The organism is Mesorhizobium sp. P2_E9 (genome assembly GCF_056403815.1).
This window is the reverse complement of record NZ_JBFUET010000005.1, coordinates 107,681-126,977: the sequence shown is the minus strand read 5'-3', so window position 1 is coordinate 126,977 and position 19,297 is coordinate 107,681. Positions and strand designations below refer to the sequence as shown.

Genomic DNA, 19,297 nt, shown 5'->3' with positions numbered 1-19,297 from the left:
AAAGCCCTGGTCTCATACGCTCTAGATCAGCGGGTCGAGGAAGAACTTCTTGTCCTTGACCGGTTTTTCCGGCTCCGGCGGCAGCGGCTGCTTGGCCTTCTCGGCATCCTTGCGCGCCTGTTCGGCGGCTTCATAGGGCGTGTCGAGACCGGCCTTGCGGCCGCAGGCGGTCACGGCGGCCATCGCCACCAGCAGCGTCAGCGTCACCAAAATCCTGCTTCCGGTCATCGATCCATCCGTCCGAAATGTTTGCCAGCCGCCGCTTTTAGCCGAGTTCTCGGTGTATTGCACCCCGGGATATTGCCCGCTGCAATATCCGGGATATTGCTGTCGCAATATCGGGGCATCAGCCTTTCGCCAGTCGCTTTTTCCAATAGCGAATCTGCTTCCTTACTTCCGACGGCGCGGTGCCGCCGAAACTGGTGCGGCTCTTGACCGAGTTCTGTACCGCCAGCACCGAGAAAATATCCGATGTGATACCGGGATTGATCGACTGCAGATCCTCCAGCGAAAGCTTCTCCAGGCTCACCTTCTTCTCTTCGGCCAGCGCCACGGCGCGGCCGGTGACATGATGCGCCTCGCGGAACGGCAGGCCGAGCGTGCGCACCAGCCAGTCAGCAAGGTCGGTCGCCGTCGCGTGGCCGGAGCCGGCGGCCTTCTTCATCGCAGCGGCGTTGACCGTCATGTCCGAGACCATGCCGGTCATCGCCGCCAGCATCAGGTCGAGTGTCTCGGCGGCATCGAAGACCGATTCCTTGTCTTCCTGCATGTCCTTGCCATAGGTCAAAGGCATGCCCTTCATCACCGTCAACAGGCCGACCAGATGGCCGTTGACGCGGCCGGTCTTGCCACGCACCAGTTCTGCGGCGTCGGGGTTCTTCTTCTGCGGCATGATCGAGGAGCCGGTGGAAAACGAGTCCGACAGCCTGATGAAGCCGAATTGCGGCGTCGACCAGATGATGATTTCCTCGGCCAGCCGCGACAGATGCGTGGCGCAGATCGCGGCCATGGCGAGGAATTCCAGCGCGAAATCGCGATCGGAGACGCCGTCGAGCGAATTGCGCATCGGCTCGCGGAAGCCGAGCGCTTTTGCCGTCTGGTGGCGGTCGATCGGGAAGCTGGTGCCGGCGAGGGCGGCCGCACCCAGCGGGCTCTCGTCCATCCTTTCGATCGCGTCGCGCACGCGCGACAGATCGCGCGAAAACATCTCGACATAGGCCATACAGTGATGACCGAAGGTCACCGGCTGCGCCGCCTGCATATGGGTAAAGCCCGGCATCACGGTCGCTGCGTGCTCCTCGGCCCGCTCCAGCAGCGCCGTGATCAGGCCTTTCAACGCCTCGGCGACGCGGAAGCTCTCATCCTTGACCCAGAGTCTCAGGTCCACCGCCACCTGGTCGTTGCGCGAGCGCGCGGTGTGCAGGCGGCCGGCAGCCGGGCCGATCAGCTCGGCGAGGCGGGATTCGACATTCATGTGGATGTCTTCAAGCTTGGTCGAAAACTCGAAGCTGCCGGCCTCGATCTCTTTCAGGATCGTGTTCAGGCCGTGAGCGATTTTTTCTTGATCGGCCGCCGAAATAATGCCCGTTTGCGCCAGCATCTCGCTGTGGGCGATCGAGCCGCGGATGTCCTGCGCGTAGAGTTTGCGGTCGAACGAGATCGACGCGTTGATCGCTTCCATGATCGCGGCCGGACCCGAGGCAAATCGTCCGCCCCACATCTGGTTGCTGGTCTTCTTGTCGCTCATCGCTATAAAACCCGTGCTTCGGAGCAGTTTTGAGAACATGGCAGACGGAAACAGATTTTTCCCGGCCCCGCGCCTGATCCTCGCCGCCCTGGTGGCGGGAGCGCTGGCCGGCGCGGTCGCGGTATATGTCAGCGAGAGCCGGTCTGGCAACAATGCACCGGCGCAAGTGGCCGTCGGCGACAGCAAGGATGATGTCGCCTGCGCCGCCAAGAACGACCGCGCCAAGAAGGTCGCTGCCGCTGCGACCGGCGAGGTCGCTGCTCTGTTGCCCGCCGACCCGCCGCAATCGATGAGGAGCCTTGCCTTCAACGGCCCGGACGGCAAGCCGATGACGATCGCCGATCACGCCGGCAAGACGGTGCTGCTCAACCTCTGGGCGACATGGTGCGCGCCGTGCCGCGCCGAAATGCCGGCGCTCGATGCGCTGCAAAAGGAGAAAGGCAGCGCCGCCTTTCAGGTTGTCGCCGTCAATGTCGATACCGGTGACGATGTGAAGCCAAAGAAGTTCCTCAGGGATACCGGTGTCAAGACGCTCGTCTACTACCGGGATTCGACGGTGGCGCTGTTCAACGACCTCAAGGCGCGCGGTCTGGCGCTCGGCCTCCCCGTCACCATGCTGATCGACGGCGAAGGCTGCTTGATCGCCCACATGAACGGCCCGGCCGAATGGTCGAGCCCCGACGCCAGGCGGCTGGTCGAGACGGCACTCGGATCGTGAGCGATCAGGCCGAGCGCACGCTTGGCTTGAGCAATACGAGGCTGCCGCTGTCCTGGTGTTTGGCGGTCCGTACCCGCGTGGGCTTGCCGAGGCCGGTCAGGTCGTCAAACGTCTCGATCGGCGCCGGCTTGCCGAGATAATAGCCCTGGCCGATCTCACAGGCTTCGGCGTCCAGGAACTTCAGTTCGCCAAGCGTCTCGACGCCTTCGGCAAGGACCGGCAGGCCGAGGCCGCGCCCCAGCCCCAGCACGGCGCGCACGATCGCGGCGACCTGGCCGTTGGTGTCGACCGCCTTGATGAAGGAGGAGTCGATCTTGATCTTGTCGAAAGGGAAGGCGCGCAGGTTGGAAAGCGAGGAATAGCCAGTTCCGAAATCGTCCATGGCGACGCGCACGCCAAGCGCCTTGACCTGCCGCAGGCTTGCCAGCGCGCGCGGCATGTCCTTCACCAGCGCGGTTTCGGTGATCTCGAGTTCCAGCCTTGTCGGGGCAAGACCTGTCCTCAACAGGGTCTCGTGCACCTTGCGGCTGAAATTGGGATTGTGAAGCTGGACCGCGGAGACGTTGACGGCGATCGTCAGCGGATTTTCCCAGCGGGCGGCCTCCGCGCAGGCCGCGTCGAGCACCCAGTCGCCGATCTGCCCAATGGCGCCGCTGTCTTCGGCCACAGGGATGAATATTGCAGGGGAAACGTCGCCGCGTTCGGGGTGACGCCAGCGGATCAGGGCTTCGAAGCCAAGCATTTTGCCGCTGCTGATCTCCTTCTGCGGCTGGTAGACGAGGTAGAATTCGCCACGCACGACGGCCTGGCGCAATTCGTGTTCCATCACGCGCTTGTCGCGGGCCTCGGCGCCCATCGACGCCTCGAAATAGCGAAAAGTGTCCCTGCCTTCGGTCTTGGCTCGATAGAGTGCCGTATCGGCATGGCTGATCAGACTGGTCTGGTCTTCGGCATCGAGCGGATAGATCGCGATGCCGATGCTGGCGGAGACCAGGCCACCGCCAACCGCGGCCCGGTTTTCCTCGCGCATGGCGGCGAGCAGTGAGCCGGCGATGCGGCCCGCCGCCTGCGGGTCGGGCAGGTTGGGGGCGATGATGGCGAATTCGTCGCCGCCGAGGCGCGCAAGCACCTGTCCGTGGCGCAGAACGCCGGCAGCACAGCTTGCCACCTTTTGCAGCATCGCATCGCCGGCGCCGTGCCCGTAGAGGTCGTTCACCTCCTTGAAGCGGTCGAGGTCGAACAGCAGAAGCGCAAGATGCCGGCCTTTGACGCCCTTGTCGGCATTGGCGGTTCGTTTCATGGATGCGATTTCCATGTCGAGACGGCTGGAAAAGGAGCGGCGGTTGGCAAGTCCTGTGAGCGGGTCGAAATGGGCGAGGCGGAGAATTTCCTGCTCCGCCTTCTTGCGTTCACGGATGTCGCGGACGGCGATGACGTTGTGGGGCTTGCCGCAATAGTCGATGCTTCGGGCGATCAGTTCGACGGGAATTCGCGTCCCATCGCGGTTCCTCAACTCCGCCTCCCACGGCTCGCCCTCTAGGCTGGCCGCGTCGGTTACGGTGTGTTCGTCGAAGAGCTCGCCCAGTTCCATGCCGTTCAGCGCTACTGCCAGCGTGCCGGTCAACTTGCCCATGCTGTCATTGGCGCTGACGATGCGGTTGCCGTCGCAGACGATCAGGCCCTCCACGGCGGCATTGGCCAGGCCGTGCATGCGATCGACCTCGAGCTTCTGGCGACGGAAGCGCAAATCGATCCACAGCGCCGATGCCGACAGCACCAGGATCACCAGCGTGGCGGCCGCGACCGCAAAAGCCTGCGAGGTCGGCTCGATCGTGTGTTCGGATATGACGATCGAGGAATCGGGAAAGATCGAGACGGCACCCATGCCGATGAAATGCAATGTGCAGATCGCCAGCGTCAGCAGCACCGCGCCGACGGATGTGGCTGATAGGGAGGGGCGGCGCAGCACGACACGCAGCGCCAGCGCCCCGAGTGTCACGCCGGCCAGCAGGGAAACGGCAACCATCAACAGGTTCCATTCGATCCGGCCCTGGACCTCGAATGCCGCCATGCCGATGTAGTGCATGGCCGCGATGCCGCCGCCCAGAATGGCGCCGCCGACGAGATGATACTCGAACTCGTCGCGCAAGGTGGCGATCCACATGCCGGCCGCCGTCAGCGTGACCGAGGCGGCGAGCGAGAGCACGGAGAGCCACGGATCGTAGGCACTGGGTATGCCCGGCGTGAACGCAAGCATGGCGATGAAATGCGTTGCCCAGATGCCGAAGCCGGTCGAGGTGGCCGCAATCATCAGCCAGGCAAGCCGGTTCCGGTCGGTCGCGCGGCTGATGTGATGAAGCAGGCTGACAGCAGAGAAACAGGAAATTCCGCAGATCAGCGCGGCGAGTACGACCAGTCTCAGATCGTGCTGGTTCACGATACAATTGTAGACCGTCAACATCTTATTTCCCCAAGCCCATTGGAAATAAAAACGAAATACAACTGATTAAGGCTTGGCTGTTGAAGGATCGATAAGGCCCCCTGCAACCAGAGCGTGCTTCCCCGGCGCACCCCCGTAAGTTGCCGCACGACATTTCATCGTCCCTTTAGCCGGATAATCATGGTCTTTACGTCCTCGACAGTCGCCCTAGCTACCTCAGACGCCGGTGTGCCGTTTTGATGCCGGCCAAGCCGCCGAGGGAGAGGAGCGAGCAGCTGTGCAAAGGCCGGAGGCCCACAACAGAACTGTCACATACCTTCTCTAAGAGAGCCGGCAAGGACTTGCGCAAGACCCTTGTCACCAGCCACTCAAGAGGGAAAACCATGACCATGATCAAGCGGGGCTTTGCTGCCCTTGCCGCTGGCGCGCTCAGCACCGCGCTGGCGATGCCTGCCTTTGCAGAGCCGGTAAAATTCGATTTCTGGTTCGGCCTTTCGGGCGATCTCGCCCGCGTCGTCGACACGCTGTGCAAGAATTTCAACGCCTCGCAGACCGACTATGAAGTCGTCTGCACCAGCCAGGGCAATTACGACGCCACGCTGCAGAACACCATCGCGGCCTTCCGTGCCGGCAAGCAACCGGCCGTCGTCCAGGTCTATGATGTCGGCACCGCCACGATGATGCTGTCGGGCGCCTACAAGCCCGCCGACAAGCTGATGGAAGAAAACGGCTACAAGATCGACTATGCCGACTATTTCCCCGGCATCGCGCGCTATTACGCGACGTCGAAGGGCGAGATGCTGTCCTTCCCGTTCAATTCCTCGACCCCGCTGATGTACTGGAACAAGGACGCCTTCGCCAAGATCGGCAAGACCGAGGCGCCGAAGACCTGGGAAGATGTCGGCGCCGACCTCAAGGCGATGAAGGACGCCGGCTATGAATGCCCGATGGCCATCAACATCTCGGCCAACGAAAGCTGGCAGCTGATGGAGCAGTTCTCGGCGCTCCACAACCAGCCGATCGCGACCAAGAACAATGGCTATGACGGCCTCGATGCGCGCCTCGAAGTCAACAAGACCAAGTTCGTCCAGTACGTCACCGACCTCAAGAAGTGGTATGACGCGGGTCTGATCAAGATCAAGTCCAAGGATCTCGGCCAGGACATGGTCCAGGCCTTCGCCTCGGGCACCTGCCAGGTCATTTTGACCTCGGTCGGCGACCACGGCACGGTGGGCAGGACGCAGAAGGAAGGCATGAACTGGGATGTCGCCGAACTGCCGGTCTATGCCGGCACCGAGCGCAAGAATTCGCTCGTCGGCGGCGCTTCGCTATGGGTGCTTTCCGGCAAGTCGGATGCCGAATACAAGGGCGCGGCCGCCTTCTTGAACTTCATCCACGATCCCAAGACCGCCTTGTTCTGGTCGACCAACACCGGCTACATTCCGGTGACGAAGTCGGGCTTCGATTACCTGAAAGGTCAGGGCTTCTACGACAAGGCCCCCTACAAGGGTCGCGAAGTCGCCATCGCCAGCCTGACCGCGTCCGAGCCGACCGAAATCACCCGCGGCATCCGGCTGGGCAACTTCACCCAGATCCGCGCCGAGTTCGGCACGCAGATGCAGGCGATCTTCGCCAACAAGGTCAGCGTCCAGGAAGGCCTCGACACGCTGGTCAAGAATGGCGACGCCATCCTCGACCGCTTCCAGCAGACCTATCCGGGCAAGACCCTGCCCTGATCGCTGGAGATTTTCAGACCGCCCGTCGAGCCCTGTGCTTCGAGTCGACGGGCGGTTGTTTCGCGTATTTAATACAAACGTGACTGGCCGCTCAGCGGCATCGGCGGACCGATGGAAAAACGCGTCACTTTCAGCAGTTGGACGATCGGCACCCTTTTCGCGGTGCCGCAGCTGCTCCTGATCTTCACGTTCTTCTACTGGCCGGCCGGCCAGGCGGTGTATTGGTCGCTGACGTTGCAGCAGCCCTGGGGCGGCGGCAACATCTGGGTCGGGCTCGACAATTTCCGCTCGATCCTGGCCAACGCCGACTACTGGAACTCGATTACTGCCAGCCTCGTCTTTGCCGGCATCAGCACCGGGCTTGCGATGTTCATCGCGCTCGTGCTCGCCGCCTTGACCGATCGGCAGCTCGCCGGCTCGCGCCTGTATCGCGTGGTGCTGATCTGGCCCTACGGCATCGCCGCACCGGCGCTGGCGCTGGCGTTCCGCTTCATTCTGGCGCCGGAGGCGGGGTTCCTTTCCGTCATCAACCGGATGTGGCCGGGGATCTGGGATCCGGGTCTCGATGGCGCGGATGCCATGGCGTCGATCATCGTCGCCTTCTCGTGGAAATATGTCGGCTACAACTTCATCTTCTTCATGGCCGCGTTCCAGGCCATACCCCGCTCACTGATCGAGGCCGCCGCAATGGACGGTTCGGGCGTCATCAGGCGTTTCTGGGACATCCAGTTCCCGCTGATCACGCCGACGATCTTCTTCCTTTTGGTCATCAACATCACCGAAAGCTTCCAGGATTCCTTCGGCATCGTCGACATCATGACATCAGGCGGCCCGGCGAACGCGACCAATCTGATGGTCTACAAGATCTATTCCGATGGCTTCAAAGGTTTGGATTATTCGGGCGCTGCCGCGCAGAGCATCATCCTGATGCTGCTTATCATCGTGCTCACCATCTTCCAGTTCCGCTTCATCGAGCGGCGCGTGCACTACGGGTGAGGATGACATGGTAGAGCGGACCCCATTCCTCAATTTCTTCACGCATCTGATCCTGTTCGTCGGCTTCGTCTTCTGCATCGCGCCGTTCGTGGTCGTCGCCATCGCGGCGTCGCACAACCTCAAGGATGTCAACGATGTGCCGATGTCGCTGCTGCCGGGCAGCGACTTCTGGGTCAACATCAAGACGGCTTGGGTGACGGCCGATCTCGGCCCCAAGCTGCTCAACAGCTTCATCGTCGCCGGCGGCGTGGCGGGCAAAGTGATCATTTCGGCGCTCACCGCCTTCTCGATCGTCTATTTCCGCTTTCCCGGCCGGATGTTCATCTTCTGGCTGATCTTCGTCACCTTGATGCTACCGCTGGAAGTGCGCATCGTGCCGACCTACGCGGTCGTCGCCAATGTGCTGTCGCCCTATCAGACCATCCTCGACGTGACAGGCTTGAGCTGGCTGATCGAGAAGGTGTCGGGCGTGCAGGTCTCGCTCAACCTCGGGCTGCTCAATTCCTACCCCGGCCTGATACTGCCGCTGGTCGCTACCGCGACCGGGACGTTCCTATACCGTCAGTTCTTCCTGACCGTGCCGGACGAACTGACGGAGGCCGCACGCATGGACGGTGCAGGGCCACTGCGTTTCTTCATCGATGTGCTTTTGCCGCTGTCGCGCAACAACATGGCCGCGCTCGGCACCATCATGTTCCTGTGGGCCTGGAACCAGTATCTGTGGCCGCTGCTCATCACCACCGACCAGTCGCACGCGATGGCGGTGACCGAGCTCAAACAGCTGATCCCTAATGTCGGCGGCACTCCGGAATGGCACATTGCCATGGCCGGCACGCTGATCGTCATGCTGCCGCCGCTGCTTGTCGTGGTGCTCATGCAACGCTGGATCGTGCGTGGCCTGATCGCCACCGAGAAATAACAGGAGACAAAAAATGGCCTCCATCACCATTCGCGGCGTCAAGAAGAATTACGCCAAGACGCAGGTCGTGCACGGTGTCGACCTCGACTTCGCCTCGGGCGAATTCGTCGTCATTCTCGGGCCTTCCGGCTGCGGCAAGTCCACGCTGCTGCGCATGATCGCCGGGCTGGAAGACATTTCCGGCGGCACGATCGCGATCGACGGCATCATCGTCAACAAGCTGGAACCACGCGAGCGCGGCTGCGCCATGGTGTTCCAGAACTACGCGCTCTATCCGCATATGAGCGTGGCGCAAAACATCGGCTATTCGCTCAAGGTCGCCGGCGTTCCTTCGGCTGAACGCACACAGCGCATCCAGGCGGTCGCCCGCACGCTGGAGCTCGAACATCTGCTCGACCGCAAGCCGATGGCGCTTTCGGGCGGCCAGAGGCAGCGCGTCGCCATGGGCCGCGCCATGATCCGCGAGCCGAAAGTGTTCCTGTTCGACGAGCCGCTGTCCAATCTCGACGCCAAGCTGCGCGTGCAGATGCGCTCGGAAATCCGCAAGCTGCATCGCCGGCTGAACGCCACCTCCGTCTTCGTCACCCACGACCAGGTCGAGGCGATGACGCTGGCCGACCGGCTGGTGATCATGAACGGCGGAAAGGTCGAGCAGGTCGGCACACCAGGTGAAATCTACACCCGCCCGGCCAGCCGCTTCGTCGCCACCTTCGTCGGCGCACCGGCGATGAATATTCTCGAAGGCACGGTCGAGCTCGACGGGCTGTCGCTGCTCGGCGGCAGCCGGCGGCTGGCGATGACACGCGCCGGCCTGCCAGTCGGCACGAAGGTCGCGATGGGCATCCGGCCGGAAGCCGTGCGGCTGGTGGCGGCCGGCACGGCCGGCGCGCTCGACGCCACCGTCGACCTGGTCGAGGAACTGGGTGCGGGGCGGGTCGTCTATGTCGATCTCGACGGCGCGCCGTTTTCGGTGATGACGTCGGAGGCCATCCACCCAGAGCCCGGCAGTACGGTCGGCCTTAAGATCTCGCCGGAGGACATGCATTTCTTCTCGTCGGAGACGGGAACCCGCCTCGATGTCTTCAAGGCGTCCGTCCCCGAGCCGGCGCTCTGATTTTCAAGCCACCGCGCGCCGAGCTGTCGGCCGCTCAGGCGAATACATGCGCCTTCCCCGACACGGTGAGCCGCACGATCTCGCCGACCGCCGGCGCGTCCATGCCGGATTTGCGCAGGATCAGCGGCGTGTTGCCGATCGCGGCGGCGTCCGGCGGATCGGCATTGTTCAGCAGCCGCACCGCGATGGTGCATGTCGAGCCGGCGAATTCCGATTCCGTCACCTCGCCGAACAACATGTCAGAGGTGCCCGACATGCCTTCGCGCGATGTTCTCTTGAGGGCAATCTGCTCCGGCCGCAGCATGATGCGGGCGATATCGCGGCTGTCATTGGTGTCGACGGCGATGCGGCCGAGCGGCGAGTTGGCGAAACCACCCGCTATCTTCGCCGGCAGGATGATGGCGTCGCCGAGGAATTCGGCGATCATCCTGTCCTTCGGCCTGAGGTAGAGATCGCGCGGCGTGCCGACCTGCGAGAACTTGCCTTCGCGCATCACCGCCACCTGGGCAGCGAAGGACAGCGCCTCGGCCTGGTCGTGCGTCACCAGGATGGTGGTGATGCCGGCCGCCTCCAGCAGTTCGGCCACCGCCTTGCGCATCGAGGCGCGCAGACCAGTGTCCAAGGCCGAGAACGGCTCGTCGAGCAGCATCAGCCGCGGCTTCATCGCCATGGCGCGGGCGAGCGCCACGCGCTGCTGCTGGCCACCGGAGAGTTCGTGCGGGCGGCGCTTGAGGATCGCCTTGTCCAGCCCGACGATATAGGCGAGTTCGATGATGCGCTCGGCGCGCTTGTCCTCGCCCCGGCCCATGCCGAAGCCGATATTGTCCGATATGGTCAGATGCGGGAATAGGGCGCCGTCCTGCGCCACCACGCCGATGCCGCGGCGATGTGCCGGGACAGCGACGCCGCCATTGGCCAGCACCTCGCCGTCGAGCACGATGCGGCCCTGGTCCGGCGCCTCGAAGCCGGCGATCAGCCTCAGCAAGGTCGTCTTGCCGCAGCCGGAGGGTCCGACGATTGCGGTCCGGCTGCCGCTGGCGACACTGAGGTCGACGCCGGCAAGGGCTGCGACCGGGCCGTAGTGCTTGTGCAGGCCGCTGATTTCGAGAAAACTCATCGTCCGGCCATCCGTTTCGACTGGACATAGAGCAGCCAGGTGAGGGGCAGCGACATCGCCACCATGATGAAGGCGTAGGGGGCGGCCGAGGCATAATCAATCTCGCCGCTGTAAGACCAGAATGCCATCGCCAGCGTGCGGGTGCCGTTCGGCGCCAGCATCTGGGTCGCGGTCAGTTCGTTCATGATGCCGAGCGCCACCAGCGCCATGCCGGCTGCGGCACCGGGCGCCGACAGGCGGATGGTCGTCGACCACAGCGCGTTGAGCGGACGCCGGCCAAGGCTGGACGCGGCGCGCTCGAGCTCGACCGGCGCCTGGGCGATCGAGGCGCGCAGGCTGACCAGGGCACGCGGCAGGAACATGAGTGCATAGGCGACCAGGATGGTGAACAGCGTCTGATAGAGCGGCAGGGCGATGCGCACAGTGATGGTGACCAGCGCCAGCGCGATGACGACCCCCGGTAACGAGCCGACGATGTAGTTGCAACCCTCCAGCAGGCGCTGCAACGGCCCGGGCGCGCGGATCGAGATCCAGGCCATCGGCATGGCGGCGACAGTGGCGAGCAAGGCGCCGGCAAGCGCCAGGAACAGCGTTTGGCCGAGCGCCAGACCGATCTCGTCGAGACGCCAGACATCGGCGCCGCCGGCGACGAGCCAACGGCCGATGGTGATGAACGGTACGCCAAGCGCCAGCAGTGTGGTGACGACAAGCAAGAGCAGGCTCGGGATGGTGGCGCGTCCGAGGCTGGTTCGTTGCTGGTAGCGCGCCGCGCCGGAGCCGACACGGGCATAACGCTCCTCGCCGCGCACCAGCACTTCGAGGCCCAGAAGCACGAAGCAGCAGGTCACCAGGACGCCGGCCAGCATGTTGGCGGCCGGTCCGTTGAAGGTCGACTGGAACTGGTCGACGATCGCCGTGGTGAAGGTGTCGAAGCGGATGAAGACATAGAGGCCGTATTCGGCCAGCAGGTGCAGTCCGACCAGCAGTGAGCCGCCGCAAATGGCGAGCCTGAGCTGCGGCACCACGACACGCCAGAAGACGCGCCAGGGCCCAAGGCCAAGGGCGGCGGCTGCGTCCTCCAGCGCCGGATCGAGACGGCGCAGCGCCGCCGATATGGGCAGATAGAGGAAGGGGAAATAGGCGATCACCGACACCAGCACGCCGGCCCACAGGCCGTGCAGCCCGGGCACCATGGTGATCCAGGCATAGGAGTGGACGAAAGCGGGAATGGCGAGAGGCGCCACGCACAGCCAGGCCCACAGTCTGGCGCCGGGCAGGTCGCTGCGCTCGGTCAGCCAGGCCAGCGCGACAGACAGCACGATGGCGATCGGCACGGTCAGCAGCACCAGCAGCGTGGTGTTGACCAGCAGTTCGCCGACGCGCGGCCGGAAGACCAGCGCCGAAACGGTCGCCCAGCCTGTCTGCACCGCGATCCAGATGATGAAGGCCAGCGGCACAAGGGCGAGCAGCGAGACGAGAACAGCGGCGGTGACAAGCCAGGGTGCGGCCCGCCGCTGCTGCCTTCGACGCATCTTCATCGGCAGGTCCGAGCGCGCGAGATCGAGCGTGGGCTGCATCAACTCGGACGCCCCACGGTTGCGGCGGAGTGCCGGCAATCAAGGGACCACGGTCGGCGGTCAGGAACGCAGCGTGTCGTCATCGACGAAGGCCATCTCGAAAATAAAACGCTCCCGCGGAAGGCAAGGTCCCGCGGGAGCACGGTCTGACGTCCTTATCAGGACGAACGGCCATTAAAGCAAGCCGGCTGCCGTCATCAGGTCGGTGACCTTCTTGGAGTTCAGCGTCGTGGCGTCGACCTTCGGCGCCTGCAGATCAACCAGCGGCACCAGCTTCGGATTGGACCCGGCATCCTTGCCGACCGCGTATTCGAAAGAGGTTCCGTTCTTCAGCACATCCTGGCCGCCCTTGCCGGTCACCCATTTCAGGAAGGCCTGGGCCTCCTTCGGATGCTTGCTCGAAGCGAGCACACCGCCACCGGAGACCGAGACGAAAGCGCCCGGATCCTGGTTCTTGAAATAGTGCAGCGCGACATTCTTGCTGTTCTCGCCGGTCTTGGCCTGATCGCCGAAGTAGTAATAGTGATAGATCACCCCGCCTTCGATCTCGCCGGCATTGACCGCCTTCATCACCGTGCTGTTGCCCTTGTAGGCGGTGAAGTTCTCCTTCATCGCCTTCAGCCAGTCCGCCGTGGCGGCCTCACCCTTGAGCTGCAGCAGCGCGCTGACGATGGCCTGAAAATCGGCGCCCGAGGGCGAAGCGGCCCAGCGGCCCTTCCAGCTCGGGTCGGCAAGATCAAGCAGCGACTTGGGCAACTGGTCGGCCTTGAGTTTGGTCGTGTTGTAGGCAAAGACGGTGCTGCGCGCGGCCACACCCACCCATTTGCCGCTGGCTGCCTGATAGTCCCGGGGCACCTGAGCCAGCGTGTCTGCATCGACCGGCGCGAACAGGCCGGCGCTCTCGACCAGCACCATGGCCGGCGAGTTTTCGGTCAAGAACACGTCGGCGGGCGAGGCGGCCCCTTCGGCGACGATCTGGTTGGAGAAGTCGCTGTCGCCGCCATTGCGCAGCGTGACCTTGATGCCGGTTTCCTTGGTGAACCCTTCGGCCCATTCCTTGGCCAGGCTTTCGTGCTGGGCGTTGTAGACGATGATGCCGGCATCATCGGCTTTCGCCGGACCGGCAGCCAGGCTGATTGCAAGTGCGGCGGCACCAGCAAGGGCGGAAAGGGTGAATTTCATGGCGTCATCCTCGATATCGTTGGTCTTTGCATGCTGCACCTATCGATACCTGACAGGCATAGTCAACATTGAAGGCTGCTTCAATCGGTCGCTGAAGCGCAAAGGTCGACGCAAAGCGGACAATTCCATGTGATGGCGGCCTGGGTCGGCGGTTTCTCGCCAGACGCAGTCGCAAGGCCTAAGGTGCCCGGCATGCGGCTGCGCCTTCAGGACCCGCAAACTTTCGTGATTTGCCCGTAGTTTGGCTTGGACATTATTTCGCCGGCCACGTAACAAATCAGTGCCGAGGCACGAAAATCGGGGGAGTGAACTCTTGTGAGCGGCAAGGACGAGGCCGAGCTTTCCCGGCTGTTGCGGGCCGCGATCGCGGGAGATGAAAAGGCCTATGCCGACTTTCTTCACCGGATTGCCGCGCTGGTGCGCGGCTTTGTCCGGCGCAAGATCGTGCAGGGCGGGGTCGATCCCGAGGATGTCGTGCAGGAAACCTTGCTGGCCATTCATGTGAAACGGCATACCTGGCGCCAGGACGCGCCGGTGCTGCCGTGGATCTATGCGATCGCCCGCTTCAAGCTGATCGACGCGTTCCGGCGGCGCGGTCGGCGCATCGAGATCGATGTCGACGATATCGCCGAGACCTTCGCCGAGCCGGAGACCGAAACCGTCAGTGAGCGCGACATCAATCGAGCCCTGGACGGGCTGCCACCGGCACAGCGTTCCGTGGTTTCGGCGGTATCCGTGGAAGGCCGCTCGATCGGCGAGACGGCAGCGAAGTTCGGCATCAGCGAGACGGCGGTGCGTGTGTCGCTGCATCGCGGACTTGCCGCCATAGCCAAGCGATTTGGGCAGGGGCGATTCGGGCGGGAATGACATGAGGACCGAGGATCTCATCAAGGCGCTCGACGCCGATGCAGGCAGCAAGGCGATGCCATTGCGCTCGGCCTGGTGGCTGGCTGCCGGTGCGGCCATTGTCATCGCGGCGGTCGTTTTCCTGCTGACGATCGGCCCGCGCCCCGACTTCATGGTGGCCGCGCATACGATGCGCTTCCTGTCGAAATTCGTCTTCACCATCGTGCTGGCCATCAGCGCCTTCGCCCTTATCCGCGCCTTGTCGACGCCAGGCGCCCCGACAGGTCTGGCGATGGCGGGGATGGCTGCCGCGCCGTTGCTGGTGGCCGTGGCCGTGATTCTGGAACTCTTCATGGTGCCGGAAGCGTTGTGGGGCACGCGCATGGTCGGCTCCAACATGATGATCTGCATGGGTTTCATCCCGCTGATCGGCATCGGCCCGCTGGCCATCTTCCTGTGGATGCTGCGCTACGGCGCGCCGACACGGCCGGTGCTGGCCGGCGCGGTCGCGGGGTTGCTCGCCGGTGGGCTGGCGGCGACCTTCTACGCCGCGCATTGTTTCGACGATTCGCCGCTTTTCGTCGCCACCTGGTACACGATCGCGATTGCGGTGCTTGCCTTGCTTGGCGCGCTCGGCGGGCGGTTTTTCGTGCGCTGGTAGCAGGATACCTGCGACCACACCCCGTGCACACCGATCCTTAATCATGCCGGCAATTGTTTGCCGGTTACCGCTGTCGCCAGTACCCCCCACGCAACCTTTCCTTAAAATCGATCCTTCAGGGTTTTAACGGGAAAAAGCGATTGCCCACGGGGGTGGCACGGATCGTGAGATTACCAGGACTCATCGGGCTCCACAGACGGGCTGCGCCGGCGTTGCTCGTGACCGGCCTTGCCGTAGCCGCGGCCTCGATTCTGCTGTCGAGGCTGGACCTTGGCGTCGATGCACTCAGACTTTGTCTTCAGACAGCGGTTGCCGTTGCGGCCGGAGCGCTTTTCCTCACCGGTCTGTTTGTCGTTCGTATCTCCAACGACCGGCGGCAGATCGCACAGGGCGAGCAGCGCTTCCGCCGGGCCATGCAGGATTCGGCGATCGGCATCGCCATTGTCGGGCTGGACGGGCGCATTCTCGAAACCAATCCGGCCTTCGCCTCGATGCTTGGCTACAGCCGCGAGGAGATCGAGGCGCTGACCTTTTTCCAGATTACGCACCCTGACGACCTCCATGTCGGGCGGGAAACCATGGACGGCATCAAAGCGGGTACGGTCAACGCCTTCCAACTCGAGAAGCGTTACCTCAAGAAGGACGGCACACCTGTCTGGGGTCATCTCGCCGGCTCCGTCATTCGTGACGAGAAAGACGGGCGCCCGCTCTATCTTGTCTCGCAGATCGAAGACATCGACGCGCGCAAGCAGGCCGAAGCGCGCCTCACTGAGGCCGAAACACGCTGGAATTTCGCCCTGGCCGGCGCGGGCCAGGGCGTCTGGGATTTCGACATCCGCAAAGGCGGCACGACCTACTCCTCGACCTGGGTCAAGATGCTGGGTTACGCGGATGGAGAACTCGACGGCGATCCGGACCGCTGGCTGACCATGATCCACCCCGACGACCGCGAGACCGTCGCCGAAGCGGACCGCGCCCATCTTGACGGCCAGACGGAGTTTTTCGAGGCCGAGTTCAGGATGCGTCACAAGCACGGCCATTGGGTCTGGATCCTCGACCGCGGCAAGGCCATCGAGCGCGACGGGGACGGGCGTCTGATCAGGGCCATCGGCAGCCTGACCGACATCACCCGGCGCAAGGAAGTCGAAGAGCGCCTGACCGTGTCGGCGGCAATGCTGGCCGACGAGAAGGAGCGGCTCCGGGTGACGCTGCAGTCGATCGGCGATGCCGTTATCTGTACCGATGCGGCGAACCGCGTCACCTTCATGAACCCGGTTGCCGAGAAGCTGACCGGCATTTCCGGCGAGGCGGCTCTCGGCAAGACGCTCGGCCATGTGTATTGGGCGGTCGATGAGGAGACTGGTCACAGGATCGGCGTGACACGACCGGCGATTGGCGCGGAGGCGCCGTCCGACCAGAACAGCCGCGCCGTGTTGATCCGCCGCGACGACACACGCTGCAGCATCCGTCAGGTCGTGTCGCCGATCATGAACGAGCGCAGCGAATTCTGCGGATTGGTCATCGTCTTCCAGGACTTCACCGATGCGCGCGCCCTGCAGCGCCAGCTCGCTCACGCCGCCGCGCATGATGCGCTGACCGGCCTTGCCAATCGCTCGAGCTTCATCCGCACCATGGAAGGACTGGTCGATCAGGCGCGCAAGGACGGCACGACGGCCGGGAGCGGTCATCAGTTCATGTTCATCGACCTCGATCATTTCAAACTGGTCAACGACACCGGCGGTCATGCCGCCGGAGACGCCTTGCTGAAGCGGGTCGCCGAGGCCGTGCGCGACGTGCTTGGGCCCGAGGACATTGTCGCGCGCCTGGGTGGCGACGAATTCGCGGTCATCCTGAAATCGGGTTCGACCGCCGGCGCCAGGATCGCGGCGCGCTCCATCATCGATGCGATAGCCGGCCTCAACTTCACCTGGGACGGTCGGCCGCACGCGATCGGTGCCAGCATCGGGCTGGCAGCGATCTGCGCCAATTGCGGTGAAGTCGATGAGATCATCGCAAGGGCTGACGCCGCCTGCTATGCGGCCAAGGCCGCCGGCCGTGGATGCGTTTTCGTGGCGCCGGATGACAGGATCACCGACGACAGGTCAGAACCGCCCGCGCCGCTTGCCGCGGCATCATAAGCAGCTGTATTAACGCAATACCCAAGGGAAACCGCTCTGCGCTTTTCCCGGGGAAACCGCTTCACACTCTCCCCGGAATTGCGTCAGCGCGTCGGGACAGGGTGCTCGCCGCGATAGTCGTAGAAGCCGCGCCCGGTCTTGCGGCCGAGCCAGCCGGCCTCGACATATTTCACCAGCAGCGGGCAGGGTCGGTATTTCGAATCCGACAGGCCGTCATGCAGCACCTGCATGATCGACAGGCAAGTATCGAGGCCGATGAAGTCGGCCAGCTGCAGCGGTCCCATCGGATGGTTGGCGCCAAGCCGCATGGCGGTGTCGATGGCATCGACAGAGCCGACACCCTCATAAAGCGTGTAGATCGCCTCGTTGATCATCGGCAGCAGGATGCGGTTGACGATGAAGGCCGGGAAATCCTCCGAGACCGTGATCGTCTTGTCGAGCCGCTTCACATAGGTCTTGGCCGCCTCGAAGGTCTGGTCCTCGGTGGCGATGCCGCGCACCAACTCGACCAGCTTCATCAGCGGCACCGGATTCATGAAATGTATGCCGATGAAGCGCTCCGGCCGGTCGGTCTGCGCGGCAAGCCGGGTGATCGAGATCGACGAGGTGTTGGTCGCCAGGATGGCTTCGGGATTGAGCTGCGGACAAAGCTGCGCGTAGATCTTGCGCTTGACCGTCTCGTCCTCGGTCGCGGCCTCGATCACCAGATCGGCGCCGGCGAGATCCGCCATCGCCGGTGCGGACGAAATGCGCGCCATCGCGTCGTTGCGCAGCTTCTCGTCGAGCTTGCCGGAGCCCACCTGACGGGCCATGTTGCCACTGATGGTGGCGATGCCTTTCTCGATGCGGTCGGGTGAGATGTCGTAGATCAGCACCTTGTAGCCTGATAGGGCGGAGACATGGGCGATACCCCCACCCATCTGGCCCGCGCCGATGATGCCGATCGTCTCGATCTTGCTCATTACACCGATCCCGTCCTGAGCCCTTCCGCATGAATTGCGAAAGCGCTCCACCTTTTGTTTTCCGCAATTCCGGACGCAAAACCGCTGCGTACTTTTGCTGGAATTGCTTTTGGCCTTTGTGGCCTGGTTTTTGTGCAGTGCAAACTAAAAGGGCGGGGAGACTTCGTCTACCCCACCCCAGGTATTTAATACGCTTTGTCAGAAAGCGTCAAAGCGCCTTCTGCAACTCCGGCAGAATGACGAAGAGATCACCGACGAGGCCATAGTCGGCAACCTGGAAGATCGGGGCCTCCTCGTCCTTGTTGATGGCGACGATGACCTTCGAATCCTTCATGCCGGCGAGGTGCTGGATGGCGCCGGAGATGCCGACCGCGATGTAGAGATCGGGAGCGACGACCTTGCCGGTCTGGCCGACCTGCCAGTCGTTCGGCGCATAGCCGGCATCGACCGCGGCGCGCGAAGCGCCGACCGCCGCGCCGAGCTTGTCGGCGACCGGCAGGATGACCTCCTGGAACTTTTCCGAGGAGCCGAGAGCACGGCCGCCCGAAATGATGATCTTGGCCGAGGTCAGTTCCGGACGGTCAGTGTCCGACAGCTTGTTCTCGACGAAGGTGGAGAGGCCGGGATTGGCCGCCGCCTTGACGGTCTCGACCGCGGCCGAGCCGCCCTCGGGGGCTGCCTGGAAGGAGGCGGTGCGCACCGTGATGACCTTCTTGGCGTCGGTCGACTGCACGGTCTGGATGGCGTTGCCGGCATAGATCGGCCGCTTGAACGTATCTGGCGAGACCACTTCGATAATCTCGGACACCTGCGCGACATCGAGCAGGGCCGCGACACGCGGCGCGACGTTCTTGCCCGACGACGTCGCCGGCGCGATGATGGTGTCGTAGGCGCCGGCGAGCGACACGACGAGTGCGGCCGTAGGCTCGGCAAGGCGCTCGGCGAGTTCGTCGGCTTCGGCGAGCAGCACCTTGGTCACGCCCTTCAGCTTGGCGGCGGCGTCGGCCGCGCCCTTGGCGCCTTTGCCGGCCACCAGCACATGCACGTCCGAGCCGATCTGCAGGGCCGCCGAAAGCGCCTTGGCGGTCTGGTCGGAAAGCGTTGCGTTGTCGTGTTCTGCGATGAGGAGAATGGTCATTTTATC

General features: G+C 63.6%; 16 protein-coding genes. 8 read left to right on the top strand and 8 right to left on the bottom strand.

What is annotated here, in order from left to right:
• Window positions 1–21: 21 nt before the first annotated feature.
• Both AC1D05_RS10850 and argH read right to left on the bottom strand, forming a co-directional pair.
• Window positions 22–228 carry a hypothetical protein gene (locus AC1D05_RS10850; protein WP_477440740.1) on the bottom strand — a complete coding sequence of 69 codons (207 nt, stop codon included), beginning with the start codon at window positions 226–228 and terminating at the stop codon, window positions 22–24.
• Window positions 229–346: 118 nt separating this feature from the next.
• A complete protein-coding gene (argH, locus tag AC1D05_RS10845) occupies window positions 347–1,747 on the bottom strand; it encodes an argininosuccinate lyase (RefSeq protein WP_477440739.1) in 1,401 nt (466 codons plus the stop codon).
• Window positions 1,748–1,784: 37 nt separating this feature from the next.
• Here argH and tlpA point away from each other — a divergent pair, with 37 nt between their 5' ends.
• A complete protein-coding gene (tlpA, locus tag AC1D05_RS10840; RefSeq protein ID WP_477440738.1) occupies window positions 1,785–2,465 on the top strand; it encodes a thiol:disulfide interchange protein TlpA in 681 nt (226 codons plus the stop codon).
• A gap of 4 nt (window positions 2,466–2,469) precedes the next feature.
• On the opposite strand, the gene AC1D05_RS10835 is transcribed toward tlpA, so the two are convergent.
• A complete protein-coding gene (locus tag AC1D05_RS10835) occupies window positions 2,470–4,926 on the bottom strand; it encodes an EAL domain-containing protein (RefSeq protein ID WP_477440737.1) in 2,457 nt (818 codons plus the stop codon).
• A 362-nt stretch (window positions 4,927–5,288) separates the two neighbouring features.
• Here AC1D05_RS10835 and AC1D05_RS10830 point away from each other — a divergent pair, with 362 nt between their 5' ends.
• From AC1D05_RS10830 to AC1D05_RS10815, 4 genes are all read left to right on the top strand, one after another.
• Window positions 5,289–6,641 carry an extracellular solute-binding protein gene (locus AC1D05_RS10830; RefSeq protein WP_477440736.1) on the top strand — a complete coding sequence of 451 codons (1,353 nt, stop codon included), beginning with the start codon at window positions 5,289–5,291 and terminating at the stop codon, window positions 6,639–6,641.
• A gap of 111 nt (window positions 6,642–6,752) precedes the next feature.
• Window positions 6,753–7,637, top strand: a complete 885-nt coding sequence (locus AC1D05_RS10825) for a carbohydrate ABC transporter permease (protein ID WP_477440735.1) — start codon at window positions 6,753–6,755, stop codon at window positions 7,635–7,637.
• Between the two features lie 7 nt (window positions 7,638–7,644).
• Entirely contained in the window at window positions 7,645–8,556 is a 912-nt protein-coding gene (locus AC1D05_RS10820) for an ABC transporter permease subunit (RefSeq protein WP_477440734.1), read from the top strand.
• Window positions 8,557–8,569: 13 nt separating this feature from the next.
• Window positions 8,570–9,670 carry a sn-glycerol-3-phosphate import ATP-binding protein UgpC gene (locus tag AC1D05_RS10815; RefSeq protein ID WP_477440733.1) on the top strand — a complete coding sequence of 367 codons (1,101 nt, stop codon included), beginning with the start codon at window positions 8,570–8,572 and terminating at the stop codon, window positions 9,668–9,670.
• A 34-nt stretch (window positions 9,671–9,704) separates the two neighbouring features.
• On the opposite strand, the gene AC1D05_RS10810 is transcribed toward AC1D05_RS10815, so the two are convergent.
• The 3 genes from AC1D05_RS10810 to AC1D05_RS10800 form a co-directional block, all read right to left on the bottom strand.
• On the bottom strand, window positions 9,705–10,787 hold the full coding sequence (locus tag AC1D05_RS10810) for an ABC transporter ATP-binding protein (protein WP_477440732.1): 1,083 nt from the start codon (window positions 10,785–10,787) through the stop codon (window positions 9,705–9,707).
• Window positions 10,784–12,364 (bottom strand): ABC transporter permease, encoded by a 1,581-nt coding sequence (locus tag AC1D05_RS10805; protein WP_477440731.1) that lies wholly within the window; start codon window positions 12,362–12,364, stop codon window positions 10,784–10,786. Before AC1D05_RS10805 ends, AC1D05_RS10810 begins: the two co-directional genes overlap by 4 nt.
• Window positions 12,365–12,538: 174 nt before the next feature.
• Window positions 12,539–13,546, bottom strand: coding sequence for an iron ABC transporter substrate-binding protein (locus AC1D05_RS10800; RefSeq protein WP_477440921.1), 1,008 nt, complete (start codon window positions 13,544–13,546; stop codon window positions 12,539–12,541).
• A 315-nt stretch (window positions 13,547–13,861) separates the two neighbouring features.
• Here AC1D05_RS10800 and AC1D05_RS10795 point away from each other — a divergent pair, with 315 nt between their 5' ends.
• The 3 genes from AC1D05_RS10795 (at window position 13,862) to AC1D05_RS10785 (ending at window position 17,191) form a co-directional block, all read left to right on the top strand.
• The gene (locus tag AC1D05_RS10795; RefSeq protein ID WP_019861390.1) at window positions 13,862–14,413 is read left to right on the top strand and encodes a sigma-70 family RNA polymerase sigma factor; all 552 of its coding nucleotides are present in this window, start codon (window positions 13,862–13,864) and stop codon (window positions 14,411–14,413) included.
• Between the two features lies 1 nt (window position 14,414).
• A complete protein-coding gene (locus AC1D05_RS10790; RefSeq protein WP_477440730.1) occupies window positions 14,415–15,053 on the top strand; it encodes an NrsF family protein in 639 nt (212 codons plus the stop codon).
• 218 nt (window positions 15,054–15,271) lie between these two features.
• Window positions 15,272–17,191: a PAS domain S-box protein gene (locus AC1D05_RS10785; protein WP_477440729.1), complete on the top strand. Its 1,920-nt coding sequence runs from the start codon at window positions 15,272–15,274 to the stop codon at window positions 17,189–17,191.
• An 83-nt stretch (window positions 17,192–17,274) separates the two neighbouring features.
• Here AC1D05_RS10785 and AC1D05_RS10780 read toward each other — a convergent pair whose 3' ends face one another.
• Window positions 17,275–18,153 (bottom strand): 3-hydroxybutyryl-CoA dehydrogenase, encoded by an 879-nt coding sequence (locus AC1D05_RS10780; protein WP_477440728.1) that lies wholly within the window; start codon window positions 18,151–18,153, stop codon window positions 17,275–17,277.
• 208 nt (window positions 18,154–18,361) lie between these two features.
• Window positions 18,362–19,291: an electron transfer flavoprotein subunit alpha/FixB family protein gene (locus tag AC1D05_RS10775; protein ID WP_477440727.1), complete on the bottom strand. Its 930-nt coding sequence runs from the start codon at window positions 19,289–19,291 to the stop codon at window positions 18,362–18,364.
• Between the last annotated feature and the right edge of the window lie 6 nt (window positions 19,292–19,297).